The sequence below is a fragment of the Collinsella aerofaciens genome (assembly GCF_028209885.1).
Taxonomy (GTDB): Bacteria; Actinomycetota; Coriobacteriia; order Coriobacteriales; family Coriobacteriaceae; genus Collinsella; species Collinsella aerofaciens_BA.
Genome location: NZ_JAQLEM010000006.1, coordinates 55,929 through 78,487 on the forward strand (window position 1 = coordinate 55,929; position 22,559 = coordinate 78,487).

A 22,559-nucleotide genomic window follows, 5' to 3' on the forward strand; every position below is an offset into this window, starting at 1 on the left:
AAAGAGGACTGGATATAGGCGAGAATACGCTGGTTGAACACAACATCTAGGCCTGTTCGGTTCCTGCGGTCTCCAAACCAATCAAACGGAACGGGTCCGCCACGCCGCCGATCGACTTTTGCAGCTCGCGTTGACGCTGCGAATCCTGCGCGGCCTGCACGGTCAGCGCGCGACGGGCCTCATCATCGAGCGAACGGTCCTGTCGCAGCTTGGCCTGTGCGGCACGCATGCGGCGCTTGATGGTGTAGAGCTCGAGCGTATCGAGCATAAACACGATGTTCGTCTCGGTGGGGTGCTTGCTCGTCGCCGAGATGCGCCCGGCACTCACAAGCGTTGCCGCCTCGGGACACACCGAGCGTGCCGCATCCATGCAGGCTGCAGGATCGGTTCCCGGCGGCGTTGCCAGAACGGCCCATGCAATGGACTCGTGACGCGGGTCAACCCACTCGATGGAGCAGATGCGGTCGGCATACGTGCGGAACAGGTCGGGGTAGCTCGTGAGCATCGTCAACAGCTCGCGCTCCCCTGCCAAGGATTTGCGTTCAAGATCGGTAAGAACCATCGGCGCCGCCGCAGCCGGTGCGCCCGAACCGTCAGCCACAGGCACAGCGCGCATACCATCAGGCACATCGATCGGCGGCAGGTCGTCGACGACCTCCACGGGCGCGGCGCCGTAGGCATCGAGCGGGACGTAGTCGTACGGCTCTTCTTCGACCGGCGCGGACACCGGCGGCGTCGCGCCCGATGCCCAAGCACCGCGACCGGCATCGCGAGAACCCGACGCCCGACCGCCCGCGCTACCGGACCGCTCAGTCTGTGCCCGCTGGCGCTCATAGTTCTGCTCACGACGTCGTTCCGCATCCTCGCGCTTGGCGACATCGCGAAACACACGACCCGAGCTCGCGCGCACCGTCTCCAGATCCAAACCCAGCAGATCGGCAATCTGGATAAAGTACGTGTCGATCATATAGCTGTTGCGCAACGGATAGATAAGCGTCAGCGCATCTTCCAGCGCCTTAGCGCGACCGCCCGGCGTGGTGATGTCACTCGACTCCTGCAGCGAACGGTAGACAAAGTCCATAAGCGGCTCGGCCGCGTCGATGCGCGCCTGCAGCTCCTGGCCGCCGTGCGCCGTAATAAACTCCATAGGGTCGTTGCCGTCGGGCAGTACCACGCAGCGCAGGTCCATGGAATCCTGCTCGATAAACTGAATCGCGCGACGGGCGGCCTTCTGGCCCGCTGCATCGCCGTCGAACATATACACGATGCGCTTGGCAAAGCGAGTGAGCGTCTTGACGTGATGCTCCGTGAGGGCGGTGCCCAGCGTGGCGACAACGTTTTTAATCCCCGCCTCCCAGCAGGCGATGCAATCGGTATAGCCCTCTACCACGATGGCGGTATCCTGCGCGACGATAAACTCCTTGGCCCAATTAAAGCCGTAGAGGTTTCGCTTTTTATGAAACACGCTCGTCTCGGCGGTGTTGAGATACTTAGGCTGGCCGTCGCCCATAATGCGACCGCCAAAGGCAATGTTGTGACCCTGCTCGTCAAAGATGGGGAACATCACGCGGTCGTAAAAGCGGTCGGCAAGCTGCCCGCGCCCGCGACTCACGGCAACGTTGGCGTCGATCATCTCCTGCGGGGTAAAACCCGCCTGGGACAGGTGCGACACCAGCGCGTTACGGCCCGGTGCAAAGCCCAGGCAGTAGCGGCGGCAGACGTCGCCGCCCATGCCGCGGCTGGCAAAGTACTCGCGCGGACGGCCGTCCTTACCGCGCATGAGCATGGTGTGGTAGAACTGGGCGGTCTCGGCGCACAGATCGTAGATGCGGGCACGCTTGGTGCCGCGCTCGCGGCGATCTCCGGTGTCATGCAGCTCAATACCCGCGCGATCGGCCAAGTAACGGATTGACTCGGGAAAGCTCAGGTTCTCGCGCTTCATGATATACGTGAAAACGTCGCCACCCTCGCCGCAACCAAAGCAATGCCACACCTGCGTGGCGGGGATAATGTGGAAGGACGGCGTCTTCTCGCCATGGAAGGGGCAGCATCCCCAAAACTCATGGCCGCGAGGCTTGAGCTCGACCGTTTCCTGCACGATGGCAACCAGGTCAGACGCAGCGCGTACCTGGTCTTTTTCCTCATCGCTAATCACGGATGCTCACCCCCTGATCGCCCAAGTTGTGACGAATATCCTCGATATTACCCTCGACGGTCGCGATCAACTCATCCAGCGAATCGAACACACGCGAGGGACGCAGCCAGCGCGTAAACGCCAGCGAAACGGAAGCGCCGTACAGGTCGCCCGTATAACCAATTAAATTAGCCTCGAGATGCGCAGATGCCGCATCGTCAGCATACGTTGGCGGCAGGCCGACGTTCACAGCAGCGGGCCACACGGTGTCATCGACCAGCACCAGACCCTCATACACGCCATCAGCAGGCACCTGAATACCACCGGGAACTTGTAGGTTTGCCGTGGGAAAGCCCATGCCAGAACCCTCGTGACGGCCGCGAATAACACCGCCACGCACCATATACGGTCGGCCGAGTAACTCAGCAGCAAGCTCCACATGGCCCTGTCCCAGCTCATGACGAATGCGCGTGGCGCAAATGGCCTCACCGCCCTCGCAAAGCAGGTCGTGACCATACACGTCAACGCCGTGCTCGGAACCCCAGGCGCGCATCTCGGCAACACCAGAAGCACCACCACGACCCAGCCTAAAGTCACTGCCAACGCGAATCGATCGAATGTCGACCAGACGCGACACCAGCGAGAGAAAATCAACATGGTCAAGCGCCGCAACCTCAGGCGTAAAGGGAACGGCCACCACCGCATCGACCCCGGTTTGAGCCAGGGCATGCAGACGGTCGGCCGTCGTCATCAATTTTTGGGCGGGCGAAGGGCTCACCACGACGTCCGGGTCGGGATCGAAGGTAACTACGACCGCCTTGCAGCCATGGGCACGGGCATCACGGACAAGCGCTTGGATGAGTTCCTGGTGTCCACGGTGAACGCCATCGAACACGCCGATGGCAATCGATGCGGCACCCAAGTGCTCGCACTCATCAAACGTATCGGCAGTAACGATGCGAGCCTCGTCCGACTCGCCCGCGAAAAAAATACGCGCGAGCTCGCGAGCGGAAAGCATCATCGAACACCGCCGATTGCTTGCGGAAACACGTGCTCCATAACAAAGCGGCCACTCTCAATGCGAGCGAGCGCCTTGAGTCCCCCATCGAGCACCAACGCAAACGGCGCCTTCGAGGCATCGAAATCGGCAAGCGCACGCTCAACGGGAATGCGTCGGCCGCAGAGCAGGTCGTCGGCAAGATTGCCCGGCAAGTCAACACGCGTGGCGCCCAGGGCTGCAATGGGATTCAGGGCAAAGCTAGCCGCGGACTCGGGAGAAAGCTCCTCCACCGCATGACAAGCGCCAATGGAAACAGCACCGGATGCGGTGCGACGAAGCGCGGAAATATGCGCGGCGCTATCACAAGCACGGCCCAGGTCGCGAGCGAGCGCACGGATATAGGTGCCCTTGCTCACCGAGAACGCCACGGTCCACACGCATGTATCACCCTCGCCGCCCACGGCAATCAGGTCGGCGGCATAGACCTCGACGGGGCGCGGAGGTAGGTCCACCGCATTGCCCTCGCGAGCAGACTTGTAGGCGCGAACGCCATTGACCGAGATAGCCGAAAACGCCGGCGGCACCTGCATCTGCGGGCCCAGCATAGCGGCCAAGTGCTCACGGGCATAGGCAGGATCGCGGAGCTCGTTGGCAACAGCCACTGTGCGAACCGCCTCGCCCTCCGCATCATCGGTATTGGTCTCGGCACCAAACGAGATGTCGGCGACATAGCTTTTGGTATCGAGGGTTAGCATGCCCAGCAGACGAGTAGCCTGGCCCACGCCCACCACCATGACGCCGGATGCCATGGGGTCGAGCGTGCCGGCATGGCCGACGCGCCGCTCATGGAGGGCGCGTCGGCATTGCGAGACCACATCGTGGGACGTGCAGCCCACCGGCTTATCGACGGCGAGCAGCATATTCAGTTGAGAAGGCGTACGACGAGCCATGTACCATCCAAAATGTTAGAGCTCGACGGTCACCGAAGCGGGATCCTCCCCTACCAGCTCGGCCAGCATGGGAAGTGCCACGGCGAGCGTCTCGCGAATCGTTCCGTTGTTGGAAAAGCCGGCGGCGGCATGATGCCCGCCACCGCCAAAGTTGGCAGCGATCTCGGACACATCGAGGTCACCCTTGGAGCGCAGGTTGCCGCGTACCTTGGTATCGCCCTCAATGCCCTTCAGAAACAGGCAGACCTCCACGCCCATAACCGAACGCACCACATCGACCAGGCCGTCGCACTCATCCGAAGTGACGCCGCAGGCCTCGAGGTCGCTCTGGTACGCATAACTATATGCCACGCGACCGTGCGCCACTGTTTTGATGCGGCCCATAACGATGGACTTGAGATGCAAGAACTCCACGCGCATGCTCTGGTAGACCTCGAGCGCAACACGCGCCGGATCGGCACCGTGCGCGACCAGGCGCGAGGCGGCATGGAACGCAGCAGCATCGGCGTTTTGATACTGAAAACGGCCGGTATCGGTAACCAAGCCACACAGCAGGCAGGTCGCAACGCCATCACGTGCGACAATGCCGCAATTGTCCAAAAAGCGGTCGATGATCATGGCGCAGGCTGCGGCGCCGACGCACCTCAGGCTCAGCTCGGCAAATTCCTCGCGCGCCGGATGGTGATCGAAGCACACCACATGCGACGAGCGGCGGAGCACCTCGGCTGAGTTGTTCAGACGCTCGACGACCGGCACGTCCACCGAGATGAACAGGTCCGGATTGTCGGTATACGCAGATGCCGGCACCAGACGGTCGGCACCCTCCATAAAGCGGTAGATGCGCGGAACCGGGTCATCGTCTGCCAGCAGCAGGGCAATGTCCTTGTTGGGGAAAAACTTCATAAGCGATAAGCCCAGACCCAGCACGGAGCCCAGGGCGTCGCCATCGGGAGACGTATGTCCCGAAATCGCAATGGAGGACGCATCCTCGATGAGCTCGAGGATGCGTCGCTGAATATCTGCAGACTCGCACGATGCGAGGTCGGCGGAATTACTCATCTAAAGCTGCCTCCTGGGCGGCATCCGCTATGGGATAGCCGTCCTCGTCCTTTTCGATCGCAAGCGTGGCGGGAACGTTTTCCAGCGCGCGCGTGATGCGCTCGGCCTCATCGGTCGAGCGATCGATGCGAAAATCGAGCTCGGGCGTGACGCGCCAATCGAGCGAGCGGGCCAACAGGCTACGGATGCGACCCTTGGCGCTGGCGAGCGCCTCCATGACCTCGTCGTAGCGGCTCGCGTCGCACGACACGTACACGCGCGCGAACGAACGGTCCACCGCGACCTCGACCGCGGTCAAAGTAACCAGGTCGAGACGCGGATCGGAAACCTCAAAGAGCAGGATATAACCGAGCTTCTCGCGAAGCTGCTCGCCCAGACGGCGGGTTGCCTGCGTTTGCTTCATAGCGCTACCCCCTACTCGGTACGGGCAACCTGGTCGATGCGGTAACCCTCGATCTGGTCGCCGGGCTTGATGTCCTGGAAGTTCTCCAGGCCAATGCCGCCCTCGGAACCGCTCTTGAGGCTCTTGGCCTCGTCCTTGTAGTGGCGCATCGAGGCGATCTTGCCGTTGAAGACCACGATACCGTCGCGCACCAGACGCACGGAATCGGTCGCGGCGATCTCGCCCTCCTCGACGCGGACACCGGCGGCGATACCGACTTTGGGCACCTTGAAGGTGTCCAGGACGGTCGCGGTACCCGTGGCGACCTCGACCTCGGTGGGCTTGAGCATGCCGATACGGGCGGCGTCGAGCTCCTCGAGGCACTTGTAGATAACGTCGTAGCAACGGATCTCGACGCCCTCGCGCTCGGCAGCGGAGCGGGCCTTACCGTCGGGACGGACGCCAAAGCCGATGATGATGGCGTTGGAGGCGTCGGCCAGGACGACGTCGGTCTCGTTGATGGCGCCGACAGCGGAGTGGATCGTGTTGATGCGAACCTCGGACTGATCCATCTTGTCGAGCGAGTCCTGAAGGGCCTCGATGGAACCCTGGACGTCTGCCTTGATGATCAGGTTGAGCTCCTTGACCTCGGCGTCGGCAATAGTCTCGAAGAGGTTCTCGAGCGTGACGTGCCTGACGCGGCTCTGCTCCTCGATACGGGCCTTGAGCGAACGCTCGTCGGCCAGGGCACGAGCCTCGCGCTCGTCCTCGAACACGCGGAACTCGTCACCGGCGTTGGGCACGGACTGCAGGCCCAGGATCTCGACGGCGTCGGAGGGACCAGCCTCGGTGACGGCGCGACCCTTGGGGTCGAGCATGGCGCGGACGCGACCGTAGGTAAGGCCGGCGACCAGCGTATCGCCCACGTGCAGGGTACCGCGGGTCACGAGCACGGTAGCGACCGAGCCGCGGCCCTTGTCGAGCTTGGCCTCAAGGACGTTGCCGGAGGCAAAGGTGTCCGGGTTGGCCTTGAGCTCGAGCACGTCGGCCTGGAGCAGCACGGTCTCCAGAAGGTCGTCGATACCGATCTTCTGCTTGGCCGAGATGTTGACGAACATGTTCTGTCCGCCCCACTCCTCGGGGATGACGCCGTACTCGGTGAGCTCCTGACGCACACGGTCGGGGTTGGCGCCCGGCTTATCGATCTTGTTGACGGCAACGACGATGGGTACGCCGGCAGCCTTGGCGTGGTTGATCGACTCAACCGTCTGGGGCATGACGCCGTCGTCGGCGGCGACGATCAGGATGACGATGTCGGTCACCTTGGCGCCACGGGCACGCATGGCCGTAAAGGTAGCGTGACCCGGGGTATCGATGAAGGTGATCTTGCGGTCGTTGATCATGACCTGCGAAGCGCCGATGGCCTGCGTAATGCCGCCCGCCTCGCCGGCAGCAACGCCGGTGTGACGGATGGCGTCGAGCAGCGACGTCTTGCCGTGGTCGACGTGACCCATGACGGTGACGACCGGGGCGCGAGGCTTAAGGTCGGCGGGATCGTCGTAGAACGAGAAGGTGTTCTCCTCCTCGGGGGTGATGATCTTGATCTGACGGCCCAGGTCGTCGGCAACGAGCTCGACGAGGTCGTCGGACATGGACTGCGTCATCGTGAGCGGCGTACCCAGCAGGAACAGGCGCTTGATGATGTCGTTGGCCGGAACGTCGAGCGCCTCGGCAAGCTCCTGGACGGTAACGCCCTGGGAGACCTTGATAGCGTCGAGGTCCTCGGGGTTCACGCCCTGGGCCAGCGCCTCCTCTATCTTGCGCTCCTCCTGAGCCTTGGCAGCCTCGCGCTCGCGCTTCTCCTTGCGCTTCTTGCGGCGACCGGTGGACTCGCGAGAGGCCTCCTCGACGGCGGCACGAGCCTCCTCGAGCACCTTCTCGCGGCTGTACTCCTCGGCCTCGCGAGCCATACGGCTGTAGTGGTCCTCTTCGTTGTTGTGACCGCCCTTACGCTTCTTGCCCTTACCCTGCTTATCGGGGTTGGGGAAGTCCATGCCGGCAGCGACGTTGTTGCTGGCGTTGGTGCGATGGCTGTGCGAACGGCTCTCGGAGGCGTTGCGCTCGGAGTTGTTGTCGGAAGCGTTACGATCGTTACGACGGCCACCGCGGCGGTCGTTGTTGCCGCCACGACGGTTACCGCGCTCTGCGGCGCGCTCGGCCTTGGCCTTGTCCTCGGCGTCCTTCTTCTCTTTGAGCACGGTCTCCTGTGCGGCGATCTGGTCGAGCAGCGAACGGAAGCGGGAACCGGAGTCGGAAGCGGGAACGGCGCGGCGCTGGGCCTCGCGGGCAGCCTCCTCCTTCTCGCGGGCAAGGCGCTCCTGCTCGGCCTTCTTCTTGGCCTCGGCCTCGGCGCGGGCAGCCTCCTCGGCAGCCTGGGCTGCGGCAAACTGGCGACGCTCCTCCTCGCGGGCCTTCTCGGCGGCGATGCGCTCGCGCTCGGCCTCGGCGGCGCGTGCGGCTTCCTCGGCGGCAGCTGCCTGCTCCTCGGCCTGCTTGGCGGCCTCGACTTCCTGGGCGCGGGCCTCGATCACCGAGGCGAGCTGCTTGCGGACCATGGCGACATAGGCGTCCTCCAAGGTGGAGGAAGCGGACTTAGCGGGAATCTTCATATCGGCGAGATGACCCATCAGTTCCTTGGAGGTCATGCCGAACTCTTTGGCCAGGGTGGACACACGGACTTTTGCCATATGACTTCACCTACCCTTTCTGGCACCTTGGGTGCCTAGAGACTGAACGAGCGTGGGAGACGCGCCGGGACCCGCCCGGCGCGACCGCGCGCTAGATCAGGTCCTCCGCATCATCGAAGGCGTCGGTGTCGTGGACACCGCAGAAACGGGAGCCGGGACGAGCCTGGTTGCGGCACTGGATGCCGTCCTCGGACACGTACTCGCAGCGGCGGACGTCCTCATCCTCCTCGTCACCGATCAGGTCGGCGGCGGGCTCCTCGTGAACGGGAACGTTCTTGAGGATGTCGGCGGCAAGGGTCTCGGACTTGATGTCGATGTGCCAGCCGGTCAGGCGCGCGGCGAGGCGGGCGTTCTGGCCCTCCTTGCCGATGGCGAGGGACAGCTGGTCGTCGGGCACGATGACGCCGGCGTAAGCCTTCTCCTCGTCGATGAGGACGCGGGTGACCTTGGCGGGCGAAAGGGCGTTGGCGACGTAGACAGCAGGATCGGCATCCCAAAGGATGACGTCGACACGCTCGCCACGGAGCTCGCCCACGACAGCGCGAACACGGCTGCCCTTGGGGCCAACGCAGGCGCCCACGGGATCCAGACGGTCGTCGAGCGAGTGGACGGCGACCTTGGAGCGCTGACCGGGCTCGCGGGCGATCGACTTGATCTGGACGGTGCCCTCATAGATCTCGGGCACCTCCTGCTCAAACAGACGACGCATGAGCTCGGGGTGAGTGCGGGAGATGACAATCGGCGGACGGCTGTGCTCGCCACGAACCGGCTGCAGGTTGGAGTTGGGGTCGCGAACGTCGATGATCACGGCCTTGATGTGCTGGTTGTGCAGGTAGCGCTCGCCCATCGGACGCTCGTTGCGCTCGTTCTCGTAACGGCGCTGGTCGAAGTGCGGCAGCTCGGCCTCGACGCCCTCGCGAATCTTGACGATCGTGAAGTCGGGCGTGGACTGCAGCACGGTACCGCTGATGAGATCACCGATGCGGCCGGAGAACTCCTCGTAGATCTGCTCGCGGGCGGAGTTGCGCACGATGGCGTTGATCTCGGCCTTGGCGTGCTGGGCGGCGATGCGGCTCGTGTTCTTGGGGGTGACGTCGATCTCCTCAAACTCGGTGAAGTTGCCCTCCTCGTCCATGGAATCGTCGATCGGCTCCAGGCGGTAGACGTAGATCTTGCCGGTGGTGCGGTCAATGGTCACCTTGGCGCCCCACTCAAGATGCAGGATCTCGGCATAGCTCTTGGCGAGCGACTGCTCCAGGCGGTCGATCAGGTAGAGCTGGTCGATGTGCTTCTCCTGGCAAAGCTCCATCAGGGCGGACATCATGTCGGATGCTGCCATCTTACTTTCCTTCCTTCGCGGGCTTGAAGTCGTAGGTGGGCTTCAACTTGCACTTTTTAACATCAGAGAAATCGAGGGTAACGGACTCGCCGTCCTCGAGTTCGAGGGTCACGTTCGCCTCGGTGGCGGCGGCAATCTTGCCGGCGTACTTGCGACGGCCCTCGGTGGCGGTGGAGGTGAGCTCGCAGTTCTCGCCCACAAAGCGGGCAAAGTCGCACGGGCGGCGCAGCGGGCGCGCCATACCCGGGCTCGACACCTCGAGCGTATAGCTCGAAGAGATGGGGTCGAGCTCCTCAATCACATCGCCGACCCACTTGGTGTTGGCCGTGACGTCGTTGAGCGACAGGCTCTGACCCTCGGCACCCTCGATACGCACGCGCACGCAGGGGGCCTTGGTGGCACCCACGAGCTCGACGTCGACGATGTCGACATCGTGCTGGGGAGCGACGGCCTCGAGCGCGTTGATGATCGCCTGCTCGGTCTTGGTCTTGACCATTGCGGCACCTCCATCCATACAAAAAAGAAGCGGGGCCGAAACCCCACTTCTTTCAATTACAACTTCATTTGCAAGCAAACTATACCAATAGCTGCGGAAACGTGCAAGCACAACGCAAACCTGCAGATGAGTGCAAGCACAGGTTCTCCACAAGAAACGGATAATTGGGCGAGAACCCCCATATCGCGCTCCCCCAAAAGGCCCAAAACGGGCCAAACGTCCCAACCCGCCAAGCGAATCGGGCCCTATGGGCATTCCGCTCTTGGGTGCACATCGGCCAGACTACAGCTAGGGACATTCTGCAGCAAAAGGCCGGCCGCGCGCATTGGCCACACAACCTTCCAAAACCCTACGGCAAGGAGGCACCCATGAAACGTCTCGGCACCCTCTGCACGACCGCGCTCGCCATCGCAGTCTGCTCGTTCGCCCTGATGGGATGTAGCAATACCGATGGCAAAACCGGGCCATCTGAGCCGAATCCCGGAAGCACCGAAGCTGCCGAGGAAACGACGCCACAGGGTAGCTTCGATAAAATCAACGAAGACGAAATCGATCCCCAGAGCTTGGGTCCCGATTCCCAAAAACAGCTCCCCATCGACCTTGAGGCAGACGAGAACGTCCATGTTACCTGCGTGGGCAAGGACACCGACGGCTACGGGGACGCCGCGCTCGTCTTTACGGTGACCAACAACACCGGTGTCGACATGATGTTTGGCGATGTGGACTCCTATGCCTACGTCAACGGCGTGGTCCGCGACGTACGCATGCGCCAACCGGTCGCCGCTGGAGAGGAAACGCGCGCCATGCTCACCTTTGTGGGCACCTTCGACGATCCGAACTTTGATGTGAACAACGACCTCAACGACATCTACCTCAACATTTGGATGTTCGAAGAGGCAACGGGCAACGTTTACTTTAGGGACCTGGTACACATCCCGTAGAAGACGGTGCGACGCACTGACTAAGCAGGGCATAAAACACAAGACGAGGGACGACCCAACTGGATCGCCCCTCGTCTTTAATGCGTCAGTTAAGCGCGCAATGCTTACTTGACCACCAGGTTAACCAGCTTGCCGGGCACGCAGATGGCCTTGACGACCGTCTTGCCCTCGAGCCACTTGGCGACGGCGGCCTCGGCGGCAGCCTGCATATCCTCATTGGAGGCATCGCGGGCAACGTCGACACGACCGCGGACCTTACCGAGCACCTGGACCACGATCTGCACCGTGTCCTCAACGGACTCGGCCAGGTCGAACTCGGGCCAGGCGGCGGTGTAGGCGTTACCCTCGCAGCCGAGTGCCTCGTGCCACAGCTCGTCGGCCCAGAACGGGCAGATGGGGGCAAGGACACTCACGATATCCTTGGCCACGCCGTAGCACAGCGCCTTGTCGCGAGCGGTACCCTCAGTGGCATTGAGGTAGGCGCTCGCCGCGTTGACGAGCTCCATGACGGCCGAGATCGCGGTGTTAAACTGGCCGCGATCGAAGTCCTCGGTGCACTTGGCGATGGTGCGGTGACGCTCGCGATAGAGCTTCATCGCGACCTCGTCGAGCGCGGACTTGTCAAAGGCCACGTTGGCGTCGCCGGACTGGACGAGCTGCCAAACGATACGCCAGGCGCGCTTGATGAAGCGGTTGGCGCCCTCAACGGCCTTGGGATCCCAGTCGAAGTCCTTCTCGGGCGGGGCGATAAACAGGATCGCCAAACGCATGGTGTCGGCGCCGTAGGGCTCGATGACCGAGCTCGGGGGAACGACATTGCCCTTGGACTTGGACATGGTGTCGCCGTTCTCGTCCTTGACCATGCCCTGGCACAGCAGGTTGGTAAAGGGCTCGTCCACGCTCAGCAGACCAAGATCGCGCAGCGCCTTGGTAAAGAAGCGACTGTAGAGCAGGTGCAGAATGGCGTGCTCGATGCCGCCGATGTAGTTATCGACGGGCATCCAACGGTCGGCAGCCTCGCGGGAGAAGGGCAGCTCGGTGTTGTGCGGGTCGGTATAGCGCAGGTAATACCAGCTGGAGCAGGTGAAGGTGTCCATGGTATCGGTCTCGCGCTTGGCCGGGCGGCCGCAGACCGGGCAGGTGGTCTCGTAGAACTCCTTGCACTCGGCGAGGGTTTCGCCGGCGCCCAGGTCCAGGTTCTCGGGCAGCGTCACCGGCAGCTGATCCTCGGGCACGGGCACGATGCCGCAATGCTCGCAGTGGATAGCCGGGATGGGGTTGCCCCAATAGCGCTGACGGGAAATGAGCCAGTCGCGCAGACGGAACTCGACCTTACGACGACCGCAGCCCATGGCCTCGAGGTCGGCCACGATCGCAGCCTCGCCCTCGGAGTGCTTACCGCCGCGCATGCCGGTGTACTTGCCGGACTGGACGAGCGTGCCCTCGGCAGCGTGGGCGCAATCCCAGTCGACGGTCTCGGCATGGAAGGTATCGATGGTCTCGCCGCTGGCCTCGACAGCCGCGCGGTCGTCATCGTCCAGGATAATCGGCACGATCGGCAGGTCATACTTGCGGGCGAACTCAAAGTCGCGCTGGTCGCCACAGGGAACGGCCATGACGGCACCGGTACCGTAGTCGGCAACGACATAATCGGCAACCCACACGGGGACCTTCTCGCCGTTGACGGGGTTTACCACATAGCGGCCCGTGAAGGCACCGTGCTTCTCGAGGGTGCCCTGGGCACGCTCGACGGCAGAGATATGCTTGGAGTCCTCGACGATCTTGGTGACGGCCTCCTCGTACTCCGTGCCCTCGACGAGCTCGAGCAGGCCGGCGTACTCGGGAGCCAGGACAAAGAAGGAGACACCAAAAAGGGTATCGGCTCGCGTGGTGAAGACGGTGATCTTGCCCTCGTCGCCCTCGATGGGCTCGCCATCCTGGTCGCACAGGGTAAAGTCGACCTCGGCGCCCTCGGAGCGACCGATCCAGTTGGCCTGCATCTGCTTGACGCGCTCGGGCCAGCCGGGGAGCTTCTCCAGGTCGTCGAGCAGCTCCTGAGAGTACTCGGTAATCTTGTAGTACCACTGCTCAAGGTCGCGTTTCTCGGGCTCGGTGCCGCAGCGCCAGCACTTGCCCTCGGTCACCTGCTCGTTAGCCAGAACGGTCTTGCAGTTAGGGCACCAGTTGACCGGGTTCTTCTTGCGGTAGACCAGGCCCTTTTCCCACATCTTCTCAAAGATCCACTGGCCCCAGCGGTAATAATCGGGGCTGCAGGTCTTGACCATGCGATCCAGATCGTAGGAGAAGCCCATGCGCTTCATCGTGGCGAGCGCCTGGTCCATGTTCTTATACGTCCAGGCGGCAGCCTGCGTATTGTGCTTGATGGCGGCGTTCTCGGCGGGCAGGCCAAAGGCGTCAAAGCCGATGGGATGCAGCACGTCGTAGCCGCGCATGCGGGCCTGACGGGCCATGGCATCGCCGATGGTATAGTTGCGCGCGTGGCCCATGTGCAGGTCGCCCGACGGATACGGGAACATCTCGAGCACGTACTTTTTGGGCTTGCTGTCGTCGGTGTCGACGGCAAAGAGGTCAGAATCCTCCCAGGCCTTCATCCACTTGGACTCAATGGCCTGCGCGTCATAGGCAGGGATCTCATCCTTATGATCTGTGCAATCGCACATATCAGCTCCTTTGTTAGCTGGGTTGGGACGGGGCGTTCTTACCTTTGCTCGCTGCTGCGGACAGTCCTGCTCGCACGAAGAGCACATTAAGTGCTCTTCGGCTCGTGCGGAACTTGCAGCGAGCAAAGGTAAGAACGCCCCGCCACATCGTTAACTCGCATGATGATAGCAAATACGACAAGCGAGATGCCTGCGACTTGCATGCATCTCGCTTTATCTAAATAGCGTGGTTGGGAATCAACCGCTAATTGTTACCCGCTCGAGCATGGTCGGGTTTTCCAAGTGCCGCAGATTGCCGTGAAAGAGGAGCGTCGCGTACTTTGGTACGAGAGCGACGGTTTGAACGGCAAGGTGCGGTGCTTGGGAAAGCCGCTTAGCGGTAGCTGACGCTTTGCTGGGAGTCCTTCACGACAACGTCGTGGGCGCCGCCTTCGACGATGGAGGTGGAGCTGACCAGCGTTAGGCGTGCCTTTTCCTGGAGCTCGGGGATCGAGAGGGCGCCGCAGTTGCACATCGTGGACTTAACCTTGTAGAGCGTGCCGCCCACGCCGTCCTTGAGGGATCCGGCGTACGGGACGTAGGAGTCGACGCCCTCGACGAAGCTGAGCTTCGCGGCGCCGCCCAGGTCGTAGCGCTGCCAGTTGCGGGCACGCGCAGAACCCTCGCCCCAGTACTCCTTCATGTACTGACCGTTGACGTTGACGCGCTCGGTCGGGCTCTCGTCAAAGCGAGCGAAGTAGCGACCCAGCATCATAAAGTCGGCACCCATGGCAAGGGCGAGCGTCATGTGGTAGTCGTAGACGATACCGCCGTCAGAGCACACGGGCACGTAAACGCCGGTCTCCTCGTAGTACTCGTCGCGAGCGCGGCAGACGTCGATCAGTGCGGTGGCCTGGCCACGGCCGATACCCTTGGTCTCGCGGGTGATGCAGATGGAGCCGCCGCCGATACCGACCTTGATGAAGTCGGCGCCGCAGTCTGCCAGGAAGCGGAAGCCCTCGGCGTCGACGACGTTACCGGCACCGACCTTGACGTCCTCGCCGTAGTTGGCGCGGATCCACTCGATGGTGCGCTTCTGCCACTCGCTGAAGCCCTCGGAGGAATCAATGCACAGGACATCGGCACCGGCCTCGACGAGCAGGGGCACGCGCTCGGCATAGTCGCGGGTGTTAATACCGGCGCCGACCATGTAGCGCTTGTCGCCGTCGAGCAGCTCGTTGGGGTTGGTCTTGTGGCTGTCGTAGTCCTTGCGGAAGACGATGCCCATCAGGTGATCGTAGTCGTCGACGATGGGCAGGGCGTTGAGCTTATTGTCCCAGATGACGTCATTGGCAACCTTGAGGCTGATGTTCTTGTCGCCCACGATGAGCTGCTCACGCGGGGTCATGAACTCGGAGACCTTCGTCTGATGTTCATCGCGGCTGGGGCGATAATCACGGCTGGTGACGATGCCCAGGAGCTTACCCTTGGGAGTGCCGTCGTCGGTGACCGGCATGGTGGAGTGACCGGTCTTCTCCTTGAGCTCGATGACCTGCTCCATAGTCATGTCGGGGGTCAGCGTGGAATCGGACTGAACGAAGCCAGCCTTGTGATCCTTGACGGCCTTGACCATAGCGGCCTCGGACTCGGCGCTCTGAGAACCGTAAATGAAGGACAGGCCACCCTCGGTAGCGAGCGCGACGCCCATATCGACGCCCGAGACGGACTGCATGATGGCGGAAACCATGGGGATGTTCAGGGTGATTGCCGGCTTCTCACCGCGCTTAAAGCGGGTCAGCGGCGTCTTAAGAGAGACGTTGTTGGGGATGCACTGCGAGGACGAGTAACCAGGGACCAGCAGATACTCCGAAAACGTGTGGGACTCACCGGGAAAGAACGTAGCCATGTTTCTCCTTTTTCCATGCGACCGGTCGGCTGCAGGCCTCGTAGGACCCAGCCCAACCTTGGGCGCCCAATACTGGGGAAGTATCTTAACGCACTTTGACTGCTACAATGCATGATTTAAGAAGAGCACACGAGGGTTTGACGCAGGCTTTGCGTTTGCCCAGCAAATACTTTAGCGGGGAGACGTGGAGCGTATGGAGTACAAGACGACGGCAAAGTTGGTCATTCAAGCGTGCGACAAGGATCTGCCGGGCGTGTTCGGCCACGGCTGCGTCTTGCTGCTGCAGGGTATCGCCCGCGAGCACTCGCTCAACCGCGCCGCCAAGAGCATGGGCATGGCGTATTCCAAGGCATGGCGCATTGTGAACGAGGCAGAAGGTCAGCTGGGCTGCAAGCTCATCGAGCGCGACGGCGCCCGCGGGTCCACCCTGACCCCCGCCGGCGAGCGAGCCATAGCGGTCTACGAGGAGCTGCAGGCCGACATCAACAACGTCATTGCCACCAAAGCAAACGACCTCATCGCCAGCATCAAAGAGTAGCTAATTTGGGACGGGGCTTTATAGCTACGCAACCCCTTCTTATTAAGTTGCGGTGAAATAGGGACTGTTTATGCGGTTAAAGCCGTAAATCAATCCATATTTCACCGCAACTTATGGAGTCGAGGATGATTTAGCTAGTTGCGGAGGGCATTATCTAGGGTGGCGGCCACGATCAAGGGATCGTCGGTACCGGCGAAGAGGCGGATGGTGCTCCCCTGCTTGCCACGTGGGGCCGAAAGGCGCGTCGTTGCGCCGCCGGCGGGCGATGCGCGAAACTCCCCCGGCAAAGCGTCGAACAGCTCTCCCGCGCTACGCTCGATAAGGTCGAATTCAACTGCCGGACCAAAGCCGTGCTCGAGGATTCCCGTTGAAACCGCATGATCGGGATGCGAGCTCAGCCCGGGATAGCACACGTTGCACACCATCTCGTTGGCGGCCAGATACTCGGCCAGCGCACGGGCGCGGTCGAAATGCGCCTGCATGCGGGCATCGAGCGAGGAAAGCCCTCGCTCCAGCACGTCGGCCTCGTCAGCAGGCATATCAAGCTTGGCCAAGCCACAGCCCTCAATCAGGGCATGCGCGCACTCAGCAGCAACATCCACACGATGGCGCTTGAGCTGCGAGCGCGCCACCGATACGGCAACCAACTTGCGCGAAGCATCACCGGCGCATACACGGTCGAGCGCCTCGAGCGACAGCGCAGCACCCAGCCGCAGCAAATCGCAGCCAAAAGCCGACGCCACCGTGTTATCCACCACAAACAGCGCATGGGCCTCGCGAGCCGCGCGACCCAGAGCACGAAGATCGGGCACGCGCAGTCCAAGCCCGCCGATGGAGTTAACGAACCACCACAGGTGCGGCCCCTCGGCATCAAACGAAGCATCAAAGCCATCGGACGCAGCAGCAAACGCCGCAACCGACGGCTCCCCCACCATAGCCACGTCGCAGCCATCAAAGCCGCGCGCAAACGCATCGGCAAAGTCGTCCGCAAAGGCCACCAAGCGGTCACCGGGACGCACAATCCCCAACAGAGACAGCGCTGCCGGCACATGCGGGGCCGCAAGCAACCGCACCTCACGCGCGCCGGCCCTCAAAGCCCAGGCCTCTTCTAGCTGCTGTACATCCACACGGCACCGTCCCTTCATAAGCAAAAACCCACAGTGCGGGTGTTCCCCGCATCGTGGGCAACGGCTGCAGTATAGCGCCGATATGCAACGAATCGCCTAGATGCTGAGCGTGTGATAGTTCACGCTCGCACCCGGAGCGTCAACGGTCACGCCATAGGCCTCGGGATAGATGCGCGTCGAGAATACGAGCGCGCCATCATTCACAAACACCTCGACCGACGAGACATCGCCGACAATGCGCACGTTACGAACCTCGTCGACGGGCTCCCAACGTACGGTACGACCGCAGCCGGCAGAAGCGCGGCTCCCATCGGTAAATCGCATCTCAAAGCGCGAGGGCAGTTCGCCCTCGGCGGGCACAAACGACAGCTTCAGCTCGCCATCAACGGTTGCGGTAAACGCGCCGTCGACACCGTCGACAACAACGTCAAAGCAGGTATCGCCGGCAACCTCCAACGAGCCCTCCCCCACACGCACCGAGGCGTAATGGTGCTCAATCTCGCGCGCCGGCTGTGACAGCACCACGCCGCCGTCACCGGCTGTAAGCTCACGCGGCACCGTCATGCAGTGCTGCCAGCCGCACATCACAGTGGGGTCGTTGCCATAGGTCGGCTCATCGGGCATGCCCATCCAGCCGATCAGAATGTGGCGACCGTCCTCGGACGTAAACTCCTGCGGAGCATAGAAGTCAAAACCGGCGTCCCATAGGCGGAACTCGCCCAGCTCATAGGCACCGACACCACCCGTAATGTCGCCCGTTACAGGCATATAGCCAGCGGCATACACATTGCCGCGGTCCCAACGGCCGCCCTCGAGACCCTGGGGCGAGAAGGACAGCCACTTCGCCGGTACACCGCCATCCGCCTCAAGCTCAAGGTATCCCGGGCACTCCCACATAAAGCCAAAACGCTCGGGCGTAGACACGCGGCTCTCGAGCTCCCAACTCAGCATATCGGCCGAGCCATACACCAAGATCTCGCCCACATCGCGCCCGGCACCTTCGCCATGCATCGCACAAAAACGGCTCTCGACATGCGGCCCGTCCACGCGACGACGCGCGCCCAGCACCATGTGGTAACGCTCATTATCATCGCGCCACACCTTGGGGTCACGCACGTGGCAGGTCAAATCATCAGGATAATCCAAGGACGCCAGCACCACGCGCTTTTGGCTGAACTCCCGACCGGCAAGGCCATCAACGCTCTCGACATACACGGTATCGGCGCGGCGGCCGGTATTGACGTAGTCGTACGCGCCATCCGCATCGGAAAGTTTAACGTTGCCTGTGTACAGCACGCGAATGCGACCGTCCTCGGCAAGCGCGGAACCCGAATACACACCGTGGCAATCGAACGGCTCGTCGGGCAGCAGCGGGGCGCCAACGTAGTCCCACGTCATAAGGTCGCGGCTCGTCGCATGGCCCCAGACCTTAACGCCACCCTCGACATCAAACGGCGCATACTGAAAGTACGCGTGAAATATGCCGCCCGCTTGGCAAAGACCGTTGGGGTCGTTGAGCCAACCCGCCGGCGGCATAATATGGAAGTGCTGGCCATACGCACCATGACCGCACTCAGAGGCAGCGATGTCAACAGCGGCAACCAGCTTTGCAAGGTCGCGACCAAGTGCATTAGACATATCAGAGTCCTAACGGATCGAAAGTTACAAGGCGTCAGAGATCGGCGCCAGATGCAGGGAACACCCGCGAGCATACAGCCCGCGGGCATCCCCTCAATCAAAAGCTCTTAAGCCTGCTCGGAAGCCTTGGGCTCGTCCTTGTACAGGACAAACGAGATAGCAAAGGAAACCAGCGCGGCGACCGCAAACATGATCGCGTACTGCACGGGCTGAGCCAGGCAAAGCAGGATACCGAAGATACCCGTAACACCCGTGCCGGAGGCAGCCAGCGAAGTGAGCGCGCAGACCAGGGCACCGCAACCGCCGCCGATGCAGCCGGCGATGAAGGGCTTAAAGAAGCGGAGGTTCACGCCGAAGATGGCAGGCTCGGTGATGCCCATGAAGGCGGACAGAGCCGAAGGAAGCGCCAGGCCCTTGATCTTGGCATCGCGGGTCTTAAAGGCAACGGCGAGTGCGGCGCCACCCTGGGCGATGTTGGCGGCACTGGCGATGGGCAGCCAATAGGTCACGCCGTACTGGGCGAGCTGGCCCAGGTCGATGGCGGTGTACATCTGGTGGATACCGGTAACGACCGTGGGGGCATAGAACAGGCCGACGATAAAGGAACCGATGCCGAAGGGCAGGGTCAGCAGTGCCTGGATCAGACCGAGGATGGCGTTCTCGGCCCAGACAAAGATGGGGCCGACGGCGACGAGCGTCACGAGCACGGTCACGAACACCGAGACGAGCGGAGTCACAAAGAGATCGAACATCTCGGGAACGATCTTGTGCAGGCGCTTCTCGAGGAAGGCGAGAATGGCGCAGGCGATGACGATGGGGATCACATGGCCCTGATAGCCGACCCACTCAAAGCTGTACACGCCGGGGATGACGTTGACCATGGTCTGCACGCCCTCGGAGGCAACCGTATAGGCGCTCTGCAGCGAGGAGTTGATGAATGCGCCACCGACGACGGCGCCCAGATACGGGTTGGCGCCAAAGGCCTTAGCGGCGGAGTAACCGATCAGGATCTGCAGAATGCCAAAGGACGTGCCCGAGACCAGGTCGGCGATCTTATAAATAAAGTTATTGGTGTCGAGCGCGATAAAGCCGTTGGAGGCCATAAAGTTGAGGGCGCTCATAATGCCCAGCAGCAGGCCCGAAGCCACGATGGCGGGGATGATGGGGACAAAGACGTCGCCGAGCACCTTAATGGCACGCATAAAGATGTTCTGCTGCTGCGCCGCGGCCTCCTTGACCTCGGCCTTGGTGGCAGCGTTGACGCCGCTGAGCGCGATGAACTCTTCGTAGACCTTGTTGACGGTACCGGTGCCAAAAATAATCTGGAGCTGGCCCTGAGCCTCAAAGACGCCCTTGGCGCCGTCGATATTCTCGAGGGCCTCCTTGTTAACCTTCGCGTTATCGGCAATCACCAGGCGCAGACGCGTGGCGCAGTGTGCGGCCGAAATAACGTTGTCGGCGCCACCGATGTTGTCGAGCACCTCTTGGGCTGATTTACGGTAGTCCATGACTTCCCTTTCCTCCAACGGGCGCATGTGCACCCGACCATGTTTGACACTTATACTGTAATCGTTTTCAGTTTCATATGTCTGTAATCGTTTTCATAGTAGGGTGAACGGTAGGAAATAACGGGCGAATGGTAGTTTTGAGACAAACATAAGGGCTCAGAGGCAGGCAGACGTGCCCAAAATCTAGACATTCATAAGCTGATGGCCGAGTTTGAGCGTCTTTAGACCGCTCTCCCCCTCCACGCCATCGAGCGTGTTGAGCAACATATTGGTCGCCTCGACGCCACTGGTCAGGTAGCCATAATGCACGGTGGGAATACCGCCCGTCAGCGCGCGCAAAAACGCGTTGTCGCCAAAACCGCTTACGCGATGCATGCCCTCGCCCACGCCGCGAACCTCATCGATGGCACGAAGCGCGCCCGCCGCCATGGTATCGGTCGCGCACGCGATAAACGAAACATCGGGAGCGACGGAAAGCAGTTCACGTGCTGCACCATAGCCTGAGTCGAGCGTAAACGAGCCCAGGCGAATCAAGGCGGCATCGAGCGGGTTACCCGCGGCGCGCAAGCCGGCCTCAAAACCGCGACGGCGGTCATAACCGGCCGCGCGGTCCTCTTCGGTAACACCGATGTAGGCGATTTTGCCCTCAGCACGCTTCGCGAGCGCCTGACCCAGCTCGAAAGCGGCCTCGAAATCATCGTGATAAACACACGCCGCGCCCTCGACGTTTTGACCAATGACCACAAGGGGTACGCGACAAGACTCAATCGCTCGACGGTGCTCGCCGGTGATCATGGTTGCCACCAGCACGATGCCGTCGACCGGGTGGTTTTGGAATAAATCGAGATATTCGAGCTCGCGATCGGAGACGTTGTCGGTATTGGCAAGCAACATCTGGTACCCGCGGCGGCCAAGCACCTGCCCGATGCCCGCCGTAATGCGGCTCACCGACTCGGAATTAATCTTAGGCACGATGACGCCGATGAGCTTGGTGGAGCCGGTACGCAGCGCGCGAGCCTGGCTGGACCGCACGTATCCGGTCAGCTCAATCGCCTGCTTAATGCGCTCGGCCTTGTCCGCCGAGATATACCCACCGTTGAGGTAGCGCGAGACGGCGGCGCTCGAAACGCCGGCCAGCTCGGCCACATCTTTCATCTTTACCACGAGCACCCCCGTCGTTGAAATCGCTTTCACCATAATACCCGCGAACGCGCTTAACCAATCAACTCGCCCATCCAGGTCGAGCAAACGTCAGCGAGCGGGCAGCTGCCGTGGCGAGGTGCCGCGAAAGAGGAGCGAAGCGTACTTTATGTACGCGAGCGACGGTTTGAGCGGCAGATCGTCCGGCAGATGCCCGCGCAGCGTCGAGCGGTCCGGCGTTCGGCAGAACGCCGGAACATAAGAGCCCGGCAGATGCCCGCGCAGCGTCGAGCGGTCCGGCGTTCGTTAGAACGCCGGAACATAGTTATCCATGATACTCGCCGTTGTACTGGATGAGGGTCAGGTCCTCAACGCCATCGAGCGTGCGAATCGCGTCGGCATAGGGCATGTCCACGCCGTCCGAGAATACCTCCACGGCCATCTCGACTTTGTCGCCGTGCATCGTCTTGGACTTAACGGTGAACTTGGTACGCCCAAACGCGCGCACGATATCGTCGCCGGTGGTCTGGCCCGTGTAGTGAATGACCATCATGTACACGCGCGCCTTGTCCTGATGGCTCGCAAACCCGGCGATCATCACCACGATCACCACCGCCGTGAGCCCCACGAGCGCGTACATGCCGGCGCCGGCCGTAATGCCCGTGGTAATGGCCCAAAACAGATACAGCAGGTCGAGCGGGTCCTTGACCGCCGTACGATAGCGGACAATAGACAGAGCACCGACCATACCGAGCGAGATGACCACGTTCGTCGAGATCGCGAGCGTGACCATGCAGGTGAGCACGCACATGCCCACGAGCGTCACGGCAAAGCTGCGCGAATACACCACGCCGGTAAAAAAGCGCTTGTACACGTAATAGATCAGGATGCCCATGGCGAGCGCCACGAGCAGCGAAAGGCCGATCTTGGCAGGGTCGACCTGGCCAAACGCCTCCAAGACGGAGTTCTTAATAAAGTCCCTGGTGCTCATGGT

General features: G+C 61.9%; 17 protein-coding genes. 2 read left to right on the plus strand and 15 right to left on the minus strand.

All coding sequences use genetic code 11. The annotated features are described in order from the left end of the window. Positions 1-46: 46 nt before the first annotated feature. From dnaG to PMX21_RS02650, 8 genes are all read right to left on the minus strand, one after another. Positions 47-2,155, minus strand: a complete 2,109-nt coding sequence (gene dnaG, locus PMX21_RS02615; protein ID WP_271757864.1) for a DNA primase — start codon at positions 2,153-2,155, stop codon at positions 47-49. Continuing rightward, on the minus strand, positions 2,148-3,155 hold the full coding sequence (gene ribF / locus PMX21_RS02620; protein ID WP_271757865.1) for a riboflavin biosynthesis protein RibF: 1,008 nt from the start codon (positions 3,153-3,155) through the stop codon (positions 2,148-2,150). Before ribF ends, dnaG begins: the two co-directional genes overlap by 8 nt. Further along, positions 3,152-4,084 carry a tRNA pseudouridine(55) synthase TruB gene (gene truB, locus PMX21_RS02625; RefSeq protein ID WP_271757867.1) on the minus strand — a complete coding sequence of 311 codons (933 nt, stop codon included), beginning with the start codon at positions 4,082-4,084 and terminating at the stop codon, positions 3,152-3,154. Before truB ends, ribF begins: the two co-directional genes overlap by 4 nt. Before the next feature lie 15 nt (positions 4,085-4,099). Beyond that, a complete protein-coding gene (locus PMX21_RS02630; protein ID WP_271757869.1) occupies positions 4,100-5,143 on the minus strand; it encodes a DHH family phosphoesterase in 1,044 nt (347 codons plus the stop codon). Next, entirely contained in the window at positions 5,136-5,546 is a 411-nt protein-coding gene (gene rbfA / locus PMX21_RS02635) for a 30S ribosome-binding factor RbfA (RefSeq protein ID WP_117647311.1), read from the minus strand. The genes PMX21_RS02630 and rbfA overlap by 8 nt, the downstream gene beginning before the upstream one ends. Positions 5,547-5,557: 11 nt before the next feature. After that, positions 5,558-8,272: a translation initiation factor IF-2 gene (gene infB / locus PMX21_RS02640; protein ID WP_271757871.1), complete on the minus strand. Its 2,715-nt coding sequence runs from the start codon at positions 8,270-8,272 to the stop codon at positions 5,558-5,560. 91 nt (positions 8,273-8,363) lie between these two features. Further along, positions 8,364-9,611, minus strand: a complete 1,248-nt coding sequence (gene nusA, locus PMX21_RS02645; RefSeq protein WP_006234042.1) for a transcription termination factor NusA — start codon at positions 9,609-9,611, stop codon at positions 8,364-8,366. A gap of 1 nt (position 9,612) precedes the next feature. Further along, positions 9,613-10,107: a ribosome maturation factor RimP gene (locus PMX21_RS02650; RefSeq protein ID WP_271757873.1), complete on the minus strand. Its 495-nt coding sequence runs from the start codon at positions 10,105-10,107 to the stop codon at positions 9,613-9,615. A gap of 368 nt (positions 10,108-10,475) precedes the next feature. Between PMX21_RS02650 and PMX21_RS02655 the strand changes: the two genes are divergently transcribed. Further along, on the plus strand, positions 10,476-11,048 hold the full coding sequence (locus PMX21_RS02655; protein WP_271757874.1) for a hypothetical protein: 573 nt from the start codon (positions 10,476-10,478) through the stop codon (positions 11,046-11,048). Between the two features lie 104 nt (positions 11,049-11,152). Here PMX21_RS02655 and leuS read toward each other — a convergent pair whose 3' ends face one another. Beyond that, entirely contained in the window at positions 11,153-13,729 is a 2,577-nt protein-coding gene (gene leuS / locus PMX21_RS02660) for a leucine--tRNA ligase (protein ID WP_271757876.1), read from the minus strand. 373 nt (positions 13,730-14,102) lie between these two features. Beyond that, positions 14,103-15,614: an IMP dehydrogenase gene (locus PMX21_RS02665; RefSeq protein ID WP_271757878.1), complete on the minus strand. Its 1,512-nt coding sequence runs from the start codon at positions 15,612-15,614 to the stop codon at positions 14,103-14,105. A 193-nt stretch (positions 15,615-15,807) separates the two neighbouring features. Here PMX21_RS02665 and PMX21_RS02670 point away from each other — a divergent pair, with 193 nt between their 5' ends. Then, complete coding sequence (locus PMX21_RS02670) at positions 15,808-16,152, plus strand: winged helix-turn-helix domain-containing protein (protein ID WP_035138101.1); 345 nt, start codon at positions 15,808-15,810, stop codon at positions 16,150-16,152. 134 nt (positions 16,153-16,286) lie between these two features. Here PMX21_RS02670 and PMX21_RS02675 read toward each other — a convergent pair whose 3' ends face one another. From PMX21_RS02675 to PMX21_RS02695, 5 genes are all read right to left on the minus strand, one after another. Beyond that, complete coding sequence (locus tag PMX21_RS02675) at positions 16,287-17,279, minus strand: PLP-dependent transferase (protein ID WP_271757880.1); 993 nt, start codon at positions 17,277-17,279, stop codon at positions 16,287-16,289. A 96-nt stretch (positions 17,280-17,375) separates the two neighbouring features. Continuing rightward, on the minus strand, positions 17,376-18,917 hold the full coding sequence (locus PMX21_RS02680; protein ID WP_271757881.1) for a glycoside hydrolase family 32 protein: 1,542 nt from the start codon (positions 18,915-18,917) through the stop codon (positions 17,376-17,378). Positions 18,918-19,024: 107 nt separating this feature from the next. Next, positions 19,025-20,425, minus strand: coding sequence for a PTS transporter subunit EIIC (locus PMX21_RS02685; RefSeq protein ID WP_271757883.1), 1,401 nt, complete (start codon positions 20,423-20,425; stop codon positions 19,025-19,027). 183 nt (positions 20,426-20,608) lie between these two features. Then, on the minus strand, positions 20,609-21,580 hold the full coding sequence (locus PMX21_RS02690; RefSeq protein WP_271757909.1) for a LacI family DNA-binding transcriptional regulator: 972 nt from the start codon (positions 21,578-21,580) through the stop codon (positions 20,609-20,611). A 310-nt stretch (positions 21,581-21,890) separates the two neighbouring features. Continuing rightward, positions 21,891-22,556, minus strand: a complete 666-nt coding sequence (locus PMX21_RS02695) for a DUF4956 domain-containing protein (protein ID WP_271757885.1) — start codon at positions 22,554-22,556, stop codon at positions 21,891-21,893. Between the last annotated feature and the right edge of the window lie 3 nt (positions 22,557-22,559).

What these genes read in the sequence shown, in the direction of transcription:
- truB (WP_271757867.1), bottom strand. Translation starts at nt 4,084, where the DNA reads ATGGCTCGTCGTACGCCTTCTCAACTGAATATGCTGCTCGCCGTCGAT.
- PMX21_RS02695 (WP_271757885.1), bottom strand. Translation starts at nt 22,556, where the DNA reads ATGAGCACCAGGGACTTTATTAAGAACTCCGTCTTGGAGGCGTTTGGC.
- PMX21_RS02665 (WP_271757878.1), bottom strand. Translation starts at nt 15,614, where the DNA reads ATGGCTACGTTCTTTCCCGGTGAGTCCCACACGTTTTCGGAGTATCTG.
- infB (WP_271757871.1), bottom strand. Translation starts at nt 8,272, where the DNA reads ATGGCAAAAGTCCGTGTGTCCACCCTGGCCAAAGAGTTCGGCATGACC.
- leuS (WP_271757876.1), bottom strand. Translation starts at nt 13,729, where the DNA reads ATGTGCGATTGCACAGATCATAAGGATGAGATCCCTGCCTATGACGCG.
- PMX21_RS02670 (WP_035138101.1), top strand. Translation starts at nt 15,808, where the DNA reads ATGGAGTACAAGACGACGGCAAAGTTGGTCATTCAAGCGTGCGACAAG.
- PMX21_RS02650 (WP_271757873.1), bottom strand. Translation starts at nt 10,107, where the DNA reads ATGGTCAAGACCAAGACCGAGCAGGCGATCATCAACGCGCTCGAGGCC.
- PMX21_RS02685 (WP_271757883.1), bottom strand. Translation starts at nt 20,425, where the DNA reads ATGGACTACCGTAAATCAGCCCAAGAGGTGCTCGACAACATCGGTGGC.
- ribF (WP_271757865.1), bottom strand. Translation starts at nt 3,155, where the DNA reads ATGATGCTTTCCGCTCGCGAGCTCGCGCGTATTTTTTTCGCGGGCGAG.
- PMX21_RS02655 (WP_271757874.1), top strand. Translation starts at nt 10,476, where the DNA reads ATGAAACGTCTCGGCACCCTCTGCACGACCGCGCTCGCCATCGCAGTC.
- PMX21_RS02680 (WP_271757881.1), bottom strand. Translation starts at nt 18,917, where the DNA reads ATGTCTAATGCACTTGGTCGCGACCTTGCAAAGCTGGTTGCCGCTGTT.
- PMX21_RS02690 (WP_271757909.1), bottom strand. Translation starts at nt 21,580, where the DNA reads ATGAAAGATGTGGCCGAGCTGGCCGGCGTTTCGAGCGCCGCCGTCTCG.
- rbfA (WP_117647311.1), bottom strand. Translation starts at nt 5,546, where the DNA reads ATGAAGCAAACGCAGGCAACCCGCCGTCTGGGCGAGCAGCTTCGCGAG.
- PMX21_RS02630 (WP_271757869.1), bottom strand. Translation starts at nt 5,143, where the DNA reads ATGAGTAATTCCGCCGACCTCGCATCGTGCGAGTCTGCAGATATTCAG.
- nusA (WP_006234042.1), bottom strand. Translation starts at nt 9,611, where the DNA reads ATGGCAGCATCCGACATGATGTCCGCCCTGATGGAGCTTTGCCAGGAG.